This is a genomic window from Methanobrevibacter filiformis, assembly GCF_001639265.1.
Classification (GTDB): Archaea; Methanobacteriota; Methanobacteria; order Methanobacteriales; family Methanobacteriaceae; genus Methanacia; species Methanacia filiformis.
The window spans coordinates 1-15,518 of sequence record NZ_LWMT01000249.1 but is presented as its reverse complement, the minus strand read 5'-3'; the positions used below and the strand labels follow the sequence as shown (position 1 = coordinate 15,518).

The following is a 15,518-nucleotide window of genomic DNA, read 5'->3' as shown; positions in this document are numbered from 1 at the left end:
TGTTGAATTCCCATTAGGTGATTGAAATCCTGCAACACTGATTTTCATCCGTTCAGGGTTAACTTTTATTTTTACTTTTTCTCCTTTTTTTTAAGAACTTTTGAGATATTTGCTAGATTTTGCATAGCACTTTCATCATAAAAACCATAAATGTCCTCATCAGAATTTATATCCTGTGCTGTTTCTTTCATTATTTCTTTTGCATTTTTAGGAGACTTTGAAAATATTGGATAAGGTTTAATCCAAGAAAATTTGAGCTTTTTTATTATTTGTCTTACTTGTTTTAGGCTATAATCAATACCATAATTCTTTTCTATGAAATAATGAACATCTTTAGTTCCTAAAGAATCATTATTTTTAATAAATTCTTCCACTTCTTTAAATTGAGTTCCAGTTAAAAATGATGGTCTTCCAGCTCCTTTTTTATGATTCAACCCATTAACACCACTTTCATTCCATTTATACAACCAGTTATAAGCTGTTTTTTCAGGAACTCCTAAATTTAAGCGAGCTTGTTTAATTGTCTTTCCTTCATAAAGCTGCCGTATAAAATGTAACCGATTAACCTTTTTTGCTATCTTTTCTAACTTATAAATCAAATCATTAAGCTCAGTAGAACTAATATGACGCACCACTACTTCTTTAGAATCTTTACTCATATACCAATATTATATATTTTATACTATATAAATATTGTCAAAAAATAGGTATCGTACTATAATACCCAAATATAGATTAAAATAATAAGAATAAATAAGAAAAATATAAACAAATAAAAGAAATGTAAAAGAAATATAAACAAATAAGAAAAATATAAACAAATTAGATAGCTATTTTTCTATTAGTTTATAAACATGATCATTAGGGCGAACTTTTTCATTAATAGCTATTGCCACATTATTTCCTTTTTTAACTTGATTTATTCTCTCATTATCAATTTCCATTGAGCATACTTTATGTTTTATTGATCCTGTAGTTTGCCCTTGAATTAATAATTCATCCCCTAATTTTAAGTCATCCCATATCTTAAGTTCTGCAACTTTGATTTTGGAATAATAATTAACAATTTGTCCTATGTCCTTTTTTCTAATAGGTGATTGATTACTTCCACTTATTTCATAGGGTCTGATAAAATAGAAACCAGTGTCAAAACCACGATTGAACACATTATTTAAATCATCTAACCATTTAGGATTAAACTTATAATTACCATTTTCATATGAATCAAATGCTTCCCTATAAACTTTTGTAGTGGTTGCCACATAATCAGATGCACGAGCCCTACCTTCAATTTTAAAAGCATCAACTCCAGTTTTTAGCAATTCAGGAATATGTTCAATCATTGCCATATCTTTAGGAGATAAAAAATGAGTTTTATAAGAATTATCTTTAGATCTTTCAATTAAAAAATTAGTATTTTTAGATTCATTGTTAATGATTCTAGTATTAGTATTTTGATTATTATCTTCATTTAAAATCCATTGTTTCCTACATGGTTGTAGGCAATCTCCACAATTAGCACTTTTTCCATATAATCCATAACTTAAAAAGCATCTTCCAGATATTGCCATGCACATTGCACCATGAATAAAGACTTCTGTTTCAATTGGAGAATTTTTAGCTATTTTTTTTATTTCTTCAATATTTAGTTCTCTTGAAAGCACAGCTCGAGAAATTCCTAGTTTTTTAAGTGTTTTTAATGTCCTATAATTAGATACATTTTCCTGAACACTAATATGCACTTCTAAATCATTAGAAATAGCTAAATCTACCATACCAATATCTGAAACAATTAATGCATCAACACCATATTGTTTAATAGCTGGCAATAATTCTTTAAATTTATTAATATCCTTATCTTTCATAATTGTGTTAGTACAAAGGTATAATTTTGAAGAATTATTATGTGCAATATCAACTGCTTTTTTAAGATTATTAATTGTGAAATTAGTAGCATTTATTCTCATATTAAATCCATTTAATCCAATATAAACAGAATCTGCACCATTATTAACTGCAGAATTCAATGCAGAAAAGTCACCTGCAGGAGCTAATAATTCAACCATTAAAACACCATTAAACTTAAGATTATAATTAAAACAATATTGTCATCAACCACAAATGACAAAACATTTTACAAAATAATTACTAATAAATTTAAAATAAAATGTCATCAACCACAAATGACAGAAAATATATTAAGATTCATATTTTAAATTAATATTAACACTCATTATAAGAACCTATATTTTGGATTTCAGTAGGATATTCTTCATTTAAGCATCCAAGACACAAATCTTCAAATGGAAGATTTATTGTAGAAACTAAGGAATCCAAGCTTAAATAACCTAATGAATCAACATCTAAAATTTCTTTTATTTCTTCAACAGTATTATTTGCACCTATTAGCTCTTTTTTTGTAGCCATTGATATTCCATAGTAACAGGGAGATATTATAGGTGGACAACCTACCAATAAATGAATTTCTTTAGCACCACTGTCTTTTAATAGCCTGATTAAAGATTTAGAGGTTGTTCCTCTTACTATACTATCATCAATTAATATTATGCGTTTTCCTTCTAACTCTGATTTAAGAGGATTCATTTTTAATTTAACAGCTATTTCTCGTTCTCCTTGTGTAGGCATGATGAATGTTCTTCCAACATATCTGTTTTTAATCAAACCTTCCCCATAATCAATTCCAGAGGCTCTTGCATACCCAATAGCTGCAGGAATCGCTGAATCTGGTACAGGCATTACAACATCAGCATCAATAGGATATTCTTCAAATAATTTTTTTCCTATGTTTAATCTAACATTGTAAACACTATTATTATCAATAATACTGTCAGGTCTTGCAAAATAAACATATTCAAATATGCAATGAGCATTTCTCATAGATTCTGCGATTTTAAGATGATGTGATCTGATTTCATTATTTTCAAAGTAAACCACCTCACCTGGTTCAACATCTCTTAAAAGATTAGCCCCTATAACATCAAAAGCAACGGATTCCGAAGCAATCATGAAAAAATCATCCATTCTAGCTATTGAAAGAGGTTTCATGCCCGCAGGATCTCTTAAAGCGTATAATTTATCATTTACAAGAATTACTAATGAATAAGAACCTACAATAAGTTCAGAAAGATTTTCAATGGTTTTAATCATATCTCCTGTTTTTTCATGTTCTCTTTTTAATAAGTTACAAATAACTTCTGAGTCAGTAGTAGATCTGAATTTAAAACCTTCATCAATTAATTGTTTTCTTAATGAATTAGAATTGATGATATCTCCATTATGTGCTGTTGCTAATATTCCATTGTTAAAATCAGTTATAAAAGGTTGAGAGTTTTCTAATTTTGAATTACCTGTTGTTGAGTATCTTATATGACCAATTCCAACAGAACCAGGTAATTCTTCAAAAGAACAATCTTTAAAAGCATCTGTTACAAGACCCATTCCATAATAATGATGTAATTGATCATTATTAAAAGTTGCCATTCCAGCAGATTCTTGTCCTCTATGTTGCAATGCATAAAGCCCATAATAAATAAAAGAAGAGACATCTTCAGAAGAATTTGAGTGCAAACCTACAATACCACATTTATCTCTCAATATATACTCTCCATAAACATTTTAATATGCCCCAATAAAGGAAATTTTATATTATAAATTATATTTTAATAATATCAATTAAATTATTAAGTTGTAAATTTTATTAAATTATATTTAATTATTAAATATATTATTACTAAATGTATTAAATTAAAAACAAAGCTAAATTGATTATATTAATTTATTAACAGTATACTTATGATTAAGGGTTAGTTAACTACAAATATAAGTTATAATAAGAAATTAATTTATCATCAAATTAATACTAATCATAAGATAATATTTAATTCTTTTAATATATAAAAATAATTAGAAAAATTAAAATAAGTATTAATAAGAACGTTGAAATTATTAATCCCAAAATGATTCATAATCCTCAGAGTCCAATTCATCTTGTTTTTTATTATTATAATCATGTTTATTATAATCATAATCATTAAAATAATGATTATTTTTATTTTTCTTATTATTTTTTTCAGGATTATTATTTTTATAATCATGTTGATTCATAAACTCAGAAAAATTGCCCTCTTTATTTTCAAAGAAAATAAGAGCAGTTTTTATAACTTTTAACCATTCCACAGCATCTTTTTTAGAATTTGCACAAATAACTCCTTGACCAATTATAATATTATCTGGTTTAAAATCATTTGTAGCTATTATTAACTCCTCTTCATTTTTTAATGATTCATTAAATGATTCTTCCCAAAGATTAGATAATGGAAACATTTCTAAGATATTTTTATTATAAATATCAGAAAATTTAGTCTTGAACTGTGAAAAATCAGATTTAATATTACTTAAATCATTTTTAAGGTCAATTATTTCTTTATTTAATCGATTATTTTCATTTTTAAGAGTTTCCGATTCATCAGCAATAAATGTATTCTCAAGGCTTAGTTTTTCATTAATTCTAATTGATTTTTCATATTTACAAATAATTTCATTTAAAATAGCTTTAATTTGGTTTTCACTAACAATATTTAAAATAGAAGATAGACCTACTTTTATAATAGAATTTTTCAATTCATTTTGAATTAAATCATTATCTACAATCTCAATATCATTATATTTAGGAAATTTCAACAGTTCCACATTAGAAACACTATTTCCAAATGATTTCTCATAAGCTCGTAATAATGAAGTAATATTAACATTGGAATTTTCATGACCCTCATGACTTGCAAAATTTACAGCATTTCCAATACCCTTAAGACTTTCAGTATCTTTAAAAACTTCATTAAACTTTTCAACATCATCATTTTCAATATCAATAGCTATTAAAACAATATCTGCACCTTTAACTGCATTTTTAACAATCTGAATATTAGTGGTCGGAATAATTGCTGAAAAAACAATTGGAAAATTAACACCTAAATCAATATTATTAATAGCTTTAGATAAATATTCCGCTTTAATAGGATCTCCAACAACTATTCTAACATCAACAGCAAATTTTTTACTTCTTAATTTTTTCTCTATTAAATCAAGATAGCTATTAAATTTATTAAGATGAACATTATTAGTATTTTCGCTAATATTATTGATATTGTTAATATTACTATTATTCATATCCTCAGTATTATTATTATCCATATCATTAATAGAATCAGACTCATTTAAAGTGTTATTCTCTAGATAGCTATTAAATTTATTTAAAAAAACATCCTTATCAATAATATCATCATTACTATTATTAAGATCATTATTACTATTATTATTACTATTAATATTGTTGATTAAGTTAGAATCTGAATCAGTGTTATTTAAATTAGAGTTTAAATTGAGATTTAAACCAAATTCTTCAGTATTTTGCTGGAAATTAGAATCATCCAAACCATTGGAAATCAAGTTGTTATTTAATTCATCAACATTAGTAAAAACAGGACCATTATTTTCAATATCCTCAAAAATACTAAAATCTAAAGAATCAGCATTTAATTCGTGATTAGTAGTATTTTGATTAATAGATTCATTATTAGTATTAACCATATCATTCTCATTATTATAATTTTCATCTTCTAAAGAATTTTTGATATTATTAGAAATATCTCCAATATCATTCAAATTTACAAAATAGGCTTCAGTAGCCTCGGTAGGATTATTTTGATCTTTATGATTAATAATTTTATTATTGTTCATATCAAAATTATTATTAATATTAAACTTTTCACCAGTATTACCACTATTAACATCTTCATCAGCGTTAATATCACTTACAATGAATTCATCATCAGTTATACTCCTTAAAAACTTGAGATGATCTTCATCTTCTTTATTTGATTCTTTGAGGTTGTTGAAATTATTTGCATTTTTTCTTCGATTGTTATACATTTTTTGTCGTTTTTGGAGTTTATTTCTCTTTTGATTAAAGCTCATTATTTCATCCTTTAAAAACTTTGTTTAAAAATATGAAAATTTCAGTAAAACTAAACTAAATTAATATTGAATATTATTACTACTAATTATTGAAATATTGTTTAATAAAGTTTATGAAAAAATGATGAATGTTTATAAATATTACAAATTAAACAATTAATATTAATTAATCATATTAATGGACATATAATGATGTTTTGTGATAATGAAAAGTTAGTATTTCTTTTAAAGACCCTACATGATTGTCAGGTAAGATTAGAAAATTTCTTCCCCTCAAGTTCAATTCTATACATATTCTACATACTACAAAACCTTGAAAATATAGTTAAAAAATCTACTAAAAAAATAACAAGAAAATCAATGAAAAATAAAATAATCAACAAAAAACACCATAAACAGGAAAAAAGTATTAAATAATTAAATAATATATAAAAAGAAAATAAAAGGTTAATCTATAATAATACATATTATGAATCCGTGACTGAATTTGAAAAGACACTAAATCAATTCCAGATGAATTATATGAATTCATGGTCAAAAAATTAAAAGGAATTTTGAAAAATTCATACAATATCTCAAACAGTATTATTTTTAGAATTACTATTATTTCTTAATTTATTAAGTGCAATTAATCCAAATAGACTTAATACTAACATTAATACTATAATAACCATTAAAGAAACACCTGTTTTCTTCATACCCACATTAGAAACTGCAACTTTATGAGATGCATTAGAATTATTACCATCAGCATTAGAATTATTGCCATCACTATTATTGCCATCAGTATTATTACCATCAGTATTATTACCATCAGTATTAGAATTATTGCCCTCACTATTATTACCATCAGTATTATTACCATCAGTATTAGAATTATTGCCCTCACTGTTACTGCCATCAGTATTAGAATTATTGCCCTCACTGTTACTGCCATCAGTATTAGAATTATTGCCCTCACTATTATTGCCATCAGTATTAGAATTATTGCCATCAGTATTATTACCATCAGTATTAGAATTATTGCCATCAGTATTATTACCATCAGTATTAGAATTATTGCCCTCACTGTTACTGCCATCAGTATTAGAATTATTGCCCTCACTATTATTACCATCAGTATTATTACCATCAGTATTAGAATTATTGCCCTCACTGTTACTGCCATCAGTATTAGAATTATTGCCCTCACTATTATTGCCATCAGTATTATTGCCATCAGTTTTATTATCAGGAATATCAATATCAATATCATCTTTTATATTGAAATTAACACCAACAGTATCATTAGAAGGATTATACTTATTATTACCCTCAAATTTAACAGTGACATTATTTTTAATTTCAGTGATATTGTAAGGAATCTTAGCTATTCCATCAATAAATTCAACATTTGGATAAAGTACACCATCAACAGTGACATTAGCAAATGTACTTACAGAATTACCATCAGAATCAGTTAAATTCAGAGTAATATTAACAGTATCTCCTATCTTAGCATCAGGTATTGAAGCACTGAGATTAGTGTTATGACTAACATTGATAACATTAATGATTGAATTACCAGCACCATTGCCACTATCTATATTATTCTGATCAACAATAACATTTGCAATATTAGTTAATGTTCCACTACCAATAATAGTAGCAGTTATGTTCAATACAACAGTTTCACCAGCACCAAGACTACCAATAGTCCAAATACCCGTATTATTATCATAACTTCCACGACTGGCACTACTATTTACAAAACTCAGCATATTATTATTCAGATTATCAGTTACAGAGACATTTGTTGCGTTAGTTAGTCCTTTGTTTGTGATTGTGATTGTGTATTTTATTGTATCGTCGGTGTTTGCTGTTCCTGTGGTGTTAGATATTTTAATAACAGTTATATTTACATCATCTGATATGTTAAGTGTTATTGTGCTTTCATTTTTTTGGTTGTTGATATTTCTTTGGTCAGTGGTTAAGTTTGCAGTGTTTGTTACTGAGTTATTTCCTATTATTTTTACATTAATCGTTAGTACTACAGATTGTCCTGGAAGTAGGTTGCCGATTGTCCACTTTCCATTGCTTTCATTATATGTTCCAATAGACGCAATTGCATTTATGAATTGCACTTTGTTATGATCTAAATTATCAACTACATAAACTCCTGTTGCATCAGAGTCTCCATTATTCGTTACATTGATTGTATAAGTTATATTATCTCCAATATGAGTAATTCCTGTTGTATTAGCTATACTAACTATTGATATATCTACATCAGTTATATTTAGTATTACTGTGCTTGTAGTGTTGTTATTAGTGTTATTTTCATCTGTTTCAAGTATTGCAGTGTTATTTAAAATTCCAGTTCCAGTTATAGTCACATTGACAGTTAATGTTACTGTTTCTCCTGCTTCTAATGTTCCAATATCCCATATTCCAGTACCATAGTCATATGTTCCTTTATTTACATTTGAGTTAAGATATTGTACTTTATTATAATTAATTAGATCTTCTACAAAGACTTCTGTTGCATTATTTAATATTTCATTGCTAGTTACAGTTATGGTGTAGGTTACATTGTCTCCAACATGAACATTTCCACTTACATTTGCAACTTTTAAAACACTTACATTAACTGTATAATTAACAATTTCACGAACAATAGTTAAAATAATGTTTTCATTATCAGATAAAGCATTAATTGAATATTCTGTATTAGGTTTACTTAATACTACAGATTTACTTAGACTAGTAGTGCTAGTTCCTGAATTGTTCATACCTAAAGTGTTTTGATAGATTCTGTTGTAATTTAGTGTGTTGCTATATCCTGTGATATTTACTCCTACGGTATTGTTTACAATTGTTGAGCTTATTATGGTGTCATTGAAACCATCCATTATAGCTCCCACTTCATTTCCTTCTAATGTTCCATTAGTGAAAACATTGTTGTGATTTGATGAATTGAAAGTTATACCAACTTTTAGATTAGCTATTGTAATGTTAGAGAATATGTTATTTTGTCCATTTACAAAAATTCCTCTTGTATTATTATTTCCAATAATTGAACCATTAGAAATATTATTTCTATTACCATCAACAATCAAAACAATACCATTATTAGTTATAGTATTATTTAGTAAATAGCTATTTAAATCAATAGTCGAGTCATTAAACCCAATTCCCAAAACACCATCATTGCCATTAAATACATTATTATTCATGAAAGTTTGGTTACTTAATGTATAAATAGATATGATCATTACTCAAAAATGTAGAATTATTCACAGTAAAATTAACACCTTTAATATAAATAGCTCCGCCATTAGTAGCATTATTACTGGCGAAGGTGGAATTAGTCACAGTAGAATTGGAAACCTCATTATAAATAGCTCCACCCTTAGTAGCATTATTACCAGTGAAATTAGAAGCAACCACACTAAAATTATCAGCCTGGTTAGAAATAGCTCCACCATGAACTGTAGCAGTATTATCAGTGAAATTAGAACTACTCACACTACAATTAACACCAGCATTATAAATAGCTCCACCATATTCACTAGCATTATTGCCAGCGAAATTAGAATCACTCACACTAAAATTATCACCATTATTATTATAAATAGCACCACCGTAATATCCAGCATTATTATAAGTGAAATTAGAATCACTCACACTAAAATTAACACCATAATAATTATGAATAGCACCACCAATATAATCAACATTATTACCAGTGAATTTACAATTACTCACACTAAAATTATCACCATAATAATTATAAATAGCTCCACCATGAATTGTAGCATTATTGCCAACAAAAGTAGAATCACTCACACTACAATTAACACCAGCATTATAAATAGCACCACCATAACGACTAGCATTATTGCCAGCGAAGGTAGAGTTACTCACAGTAGAATTAACGCCATCATTATAAATAGCACTACCATTAATAGCATTATTATCAGCAAAAGTAGAATCACTCACACCAAAATTATCACCCTCATTATAAATAGCACCACCATGAAGTGTAACATTATTACCAGTAAAATTAGAAGCAATCACACTAAAATTACCACCAAAATTATAAATAGCACCACCATAATAATCACTAGCAGTATTATCAGCAAATTTACAATTACTCACACTAAAATTAACAACCTTATTATAGATAGCTCCACCGTAATTACTAGCAGTATTATTAGTGAAATTACAATTACTCACACTAGAAGCAGTATTATCAGTACCCTCATTATAAATAGCACTACCATTAGAAGCAGTATTATTAGTGAAATTACAATTACTCACACTAAAATTAACAGCCTGGTTGGAAATAGCTCCACCATGGATTGTAGCATTATTATCAGTGAAATTAGAACCACTAACACTACAATTAACACCACCATTAAAAATAGCGCCACCATAATAATTACTAGCATTATTACCAGCAAAGGTAGAATTACTCACACCAAAATTATCACCAAAATTATAAATAGCACCACCATAATATGTAGCCTTATTGTCAGTGAAATTACAATTACTCACACCAAAATTATCACCATTATAATTCTCAATAGCACCACCACCAACAGTAGCATTATTACCAGTGAAATTACAATTACTCACACCAAAATTATCACTAAGATTATTATAAATAGCTCCAGCAGTAGCAGCATTATTACCAGTGAAATTACAATTACTCACACCAAAATTATCACCACTATTAAGAATAGCACCACCATAATAACTAGCCTTATTACCAGCAAATTTACAATTACTCACACTAAAATTAACAACCTCATTATAAATAGCACCACCATAACGACTAGCATTATTGCCAGCGAAGGTAGAATTACTCACAGTAGAATTAACACCCTCATTATAAATAGCACTACCATTAGTAGCATTATTACCCGTGAAATTAGAAGCAACCACACTAAAATTAACACCAACATTATAAGTAGTACCACTATTATAATCATAAACAGTACCACCATTATAAATAGCACCACCATGAAGTGCAGCATTATTACCAGTGAAATTAGAAGCAAGCACAGTAAAATTATCACCAACATTATAAATAGCACCACCATAATAATTACTAGCATTATTATCAACGAAGGTAGAATTACTCACAGTAGAATTCACACCACCATTATAAATAGCACCACCCATAGAAGTAACAATATTACCAGTGAAATTAGAATCACTCACACTAAAAATAGTGCCCTCATTATAAATAGCACCACCATAATATGTAGCATTATTACCAGTGAAATTAGAAGCAACCACACTAAAATTATCACCATCATAATTAAAAATAGCACCACCCATAGCAGTAGCAATATTACCAGTGAAATTAGAATCACTCACACTAAAATTAGTGCCCCAATTATTAATAGCACCACCATTATATGCAGTATTATTAGTGAAAATGGAAGTAATAACACTCATAGAATCATTATCATTGTATATAGCACCACCAGTGATTGCAGTATTGTTAGTGAAATTAGAACCACTAACACTTACATTACTACCATTATTATAGATAGCACCACCAGAAACAGTAGCAATATTACTAGTGAATTTACAAATCCTCACACTAAAATTAACACCTATGTTATGAATAGCACCACCGTAATTACTAGCATTATTACCAGTAAAATTAGAATTACTCACAGTAGAATTAAAGCCCTCATTATAAATAGCACTACCATTAGTAGCATTATTACCCGTGAAATTAGAACCATTCACACCAAAATTAACACCTACGTTATAAATAGCACCACCATAATAACCATTAGCAGCATTATCAGTGAATTTACAATTAATCACACTAAAATTAACACCAACATTCACAATAGCACCACCATGATTAGCATTATTGTCAGTAAAATTAGAAGCACTCACACTAAAATTAACACCATCATTATAAATAGCACCACCATGCACTGCAGTATTATTAGTGAAAATGGAAGTAATAACACTCATAGAACCACCCTTATTATTGTATATAGCACCACCATTATATGCAGTATTATTAATGAAATTAGAAGCATTAACACTTATATTACTACCATTATTATAGATAGCTGCACCATAAAAACTATTTATCGTGTTATTAATGAAATTAGAACCAGTAACACCTATAATAGTATTATTAGATGTAGAATTAGCTATAATTCCTTGACTATTATTTAAAATAGTAGAATTTTTTATATGTGTATTATTTCCAGTGACTAAAATAGCTATTGTATTATTAGTAATATTTAGATTATCAATAGTATTATTAGTCCCATTAACAGTAATAGCTACTTTTGTGTAGTTAGATATATTTGAATTAATAATTTGGTTGTTTATAGCATATTGTGTAAATATAAATCCATTGTTGTTTTTTATAAATGAATCTTTAATTGTGTAGTTACTATTATTTCCACTTATACCAATAGCATAGGCATTATTAGAAATATTATTATTGTTAGTTAAACTAGTTATATTATAATTTTCATTATATAATGTGAATTCAATAGCTATTGTATTATTTGTGAAATTATTATTGCTTAAGTTAAATGTAGTTGTATTTGTAGCAAAACCTTGTGTATTGTTTATAAAATTAGAATCTTCAACATCAATACCCCTATTATTAAATATAGCTCCACCTAATTTTCCACTGCTATTTATAAAATTAGAACCACTAACACTAAAATTAGATCCCCAATTGTAGATACCACCACCATGAATTGTAGCATTATTACCAGCAAAAGTAGAATTACTCACACTACAATTATCACCAAAATTATAAATAGCACCACCAAAAGTAGGAACATTATTGCCAGTGAATTTACAATTACTTACACTACAATTAGCACCATCACTGTAGATACCACCACCAATACTTGCAGTATTATTAGTGAAATTAGAACCATTAACACTACAATTAGCACCATCAATGTAAATAGCACCACCTTGACTATTTACTTTGTTATTAATGAAATTAGAACCACTAATACTCATATTAACACTAAGATAATTAGCAATAGCACCACCAGTACTTGCAGTGTTATTAGTGAAATTAGAACCACTAACACTCAAATTAGATCCCCAATTGTAGATACCACCACCAAGATAAAGTGCACGGTTGTTAACAAAAATAGAACCACTAAGACTAAAATTAACACCAGTATTGTAAATACTGCCACCATCACTATTTTTTGCACTATTATTAGTGAAATTAGAACCCCTAACAGTAAAATTAACAGTCCTGTTATTGTAGATACCACCACCACTAAATGCGATATTATTAACGAAATTAGAACCAATAACACTAAATTTAGTACCATTATTATAAATAGCACCACCACTACCATTAGTTGCATTAGTTGCAGTATTATTAATGAATTTAGAACTACTAACACTTACATTACTACCATTATTATAAATAGCACCACCATAATAACCAGCATTATTACCAGTGAAATTAGAATTACTCACACTACAATTAGTACCATCATTATGAATAGCACCACCATGAATTGTAGCATTATTACCAATCAAATTAGAATTACTCAAAATAAAATTATCACCATAATTATAAATAGCACCACCATAATAACCAGCATTATTACCAGTGAAATTAGAATTACTCACACTACAATTATTACGACTATTATAAATAGCACCACCATTAAGATTTACAGTATTATTAGTGAATTTACAATTACTCACACTAAAATTAGTACCCCCATTAGAAATAGCACCACCCTGACCAGCATTATTGTCAGTGAAATTAGAAGCACTAACATTCAGAATAGTACCACTACTAAAAATAGCACCACCAACAGCGCCTGCAGCATTATTAGCGAAAGTGGAATTAATAACACCTACAGAACCATTATCATTGTATATAACACCACCATACAATGCAGTATTATTAATGAAATTAGAACCACTAAGACTTACATTACTACCATTATTATAAATAGCGCCACCATAACTAGTTGCAGTGTTGTTAGCAAATATACAGTTGATAAAAGTCATTGGTGATGTAGTATAGTTATTATGTATTGCTCCACCATACGTTGTAGAATTTCCATTTGCAAAAGTTATGTTTATGAAAGTCACTACTGTATTATTTGATATAGTGAATATTTTCGTTGCTCCTTTTGCATCAATTACTACCTTATCAGCAGACCCATTTCCTTGCATTGTCACATTTTTATTAATAGTTATATTTGTATTATTAAATCCGCTATAGGTTCCAGGATTTAAAGTTAGTGTATCTCCTGAATTAATCGGACCTGAAGACATTTCATACCATATACTAGAACTACTATTATTAATAGTACTGTTAGAAGCAAAAGTTGCATTTAAACTAAAAGCTAAGCATACAGCTATTATTAATAGAAATATCAGGTTTTTTTTATTCAAGTTTTTATATATATATATATATATATATATTTTTCAATATATTTCTTCATGTTATACATGTTATACCTCTTTTTAATTCTTTTTAATTTGTTTTGTTCTACAGTTTGGAAAAAATTGTAATATTTGACATTATTTATTGGTTTGGATCAATAGAGCTATTTTATCAATCAAATAGGATAAACCATCACAAGATATTGAATATTCTTTTATTTTTTATTATGCTGAATTATCCTCCAATTAATAATTTAAATATTAAGTATTTTTTCTATTGATCATGGAAAAAACTTCTTTTCCTTCTATTCCTAAAGTAATGAATGGAATATGATTAGTAGAAGTCATTTCAATTATCAATAAAACTGGAAAATATTAAGCATATTAAGTGTCAATTTATTAGCTGTTTTGAATTGCTGGGGTTTTAATTTGAAATTATCCAGCAAATTCAAACTAATGGCTAATAATAAAACAACAATCAAAGAGTATATTTGTATTCATTCTTGTTTTCTTATAATTACCTCATTTTTGCATTTTATACCATCACTTTCATCTCCTTATTTTTCTACTCAACAATGTAATACAAATTAATAAAGCTAAAATAGCAGGAATAACTAATATTTTAGTGTTTTTCCTACTTGTTTTAAAATTAATGGAGTGTAGTGTCTTAGATTATCCCCATTATTATATTTCATTTTAAAATAATAATAATAATAATAATAATAATAATTGAATTTAAATAAATTATTAAAGTAATATAATGTTTTTTAATGTTTTAACAAAATATAAATCATACTATAAGTTCAATACATATTAATATTTTTATGTGTATTATGTATTGTTTTTATTATTTATAAATGTTTTGGTTAATACTAATAAATATATATTAATAAAATTCATTGAAAATTGGCTGTGCAATAATTATTTTTTGATTCTTTTTAGTTATGCTTAGTTTTAAATATTATGGGGTGTAATATAGTATTAATGTTTTTTAGTTTTTGTTGAGTTGGTGTTTATGGTTTTGCATGAAGATAGTATTGGTCAGGTGTTTTTACTTCCTTTGAATTTGAGGGACTTTATTCCAGATAATCATATTTGTTTTTTTATTGAGG

At 27.3% G+C, this 15,518-nt stretch carries 6 protein-coding genes; all 6 read right to left on the bottom strand.

What is annotated here, in order from left to right:
- Nucleotides 1–71: 71 nt before the first annotated feature.
- The 6 genes from MBFIL_RS07500 to MBFIL_RS07470 all read right to left on the bottom strand — a co-directional run bounded on the left by MBFIL_RS07500 (nucleotide 72) and on the right by MBFIL_RS07470 (nucleotide 14,415).
- Nucleotides 72–659: a helix-turn-helix domain-containing protein gene (locus MBFIL_RS07500; protein ID WP_066973158.1), complete on the bottom strand. Its 588-nt coding sequence runs from the start codon at nucleotides 657–659 to the stop codon at nucleotides 72–74.
- 171 nt (nucleotides 660–830) lie between these two features.
- Entirely contained in the window at nucleotides 831–2,066 is a 1,236-nt protein-coding gene (locus MBFIL_RS07495; RefSeq protein ID WP_066973156.1) for a peptidase U32 family protein, read from the bottom strand.
- A 157-nt stretch (nucleotides 2,067–2,223) separates the two neighbouring features.
- Complete coding sequence (gene purF, locus MBFIL_RS07490; RefSeq protein WP_066973153.1) at nucleotides 2,224–3,615, bottom strand: amidophosphoribosyltransferase; 1,392 nt, start codon at nucleotides 3,613–3,615, stop codon at nucleotides 2,224–2,226.
- A 351-nt stretch (nucleotides 3,616–3,966) separates the two neighbouring features.
- Entirely contained in the window at nucleotides 3,967–5,994 is a 2,028-nt protein-coding gene (locus MBFIL_RS07485; protein ID WP_066973151.1) for a hypothetical protein, read from the bottom strand.
- 575 nt (nucleotides 5,995–6,569) lie between these two features.
- A complete protein-coding gene (locus tag MBFIL_RS07475) occupies nucleotides 6,570–9,209 on the bottom strand; it encodes a beta strand repeat-containing protein (protein WP_169805520.1) in 2,640 nt (879 codons plus the stop codon).
- A 10-nt stretch (nucleotides 9,210–9,219) separates the two neighbouring features.
- Nucleotides 9,220–14,415 (bottom strand): beta strand repeat-containing protein, encoded by a 5,196-nt coding sequence (locus tag MBFIL_RS07470; RefSeq protein WP_066973141.1) that lies wholly within the window; start codon nucleotides 14,413–14,415, stop codon nucleotides 9,220–9,222.
- Nucleotides 14,416–15,518 lie beyond the last annotated feature (1,103 nt).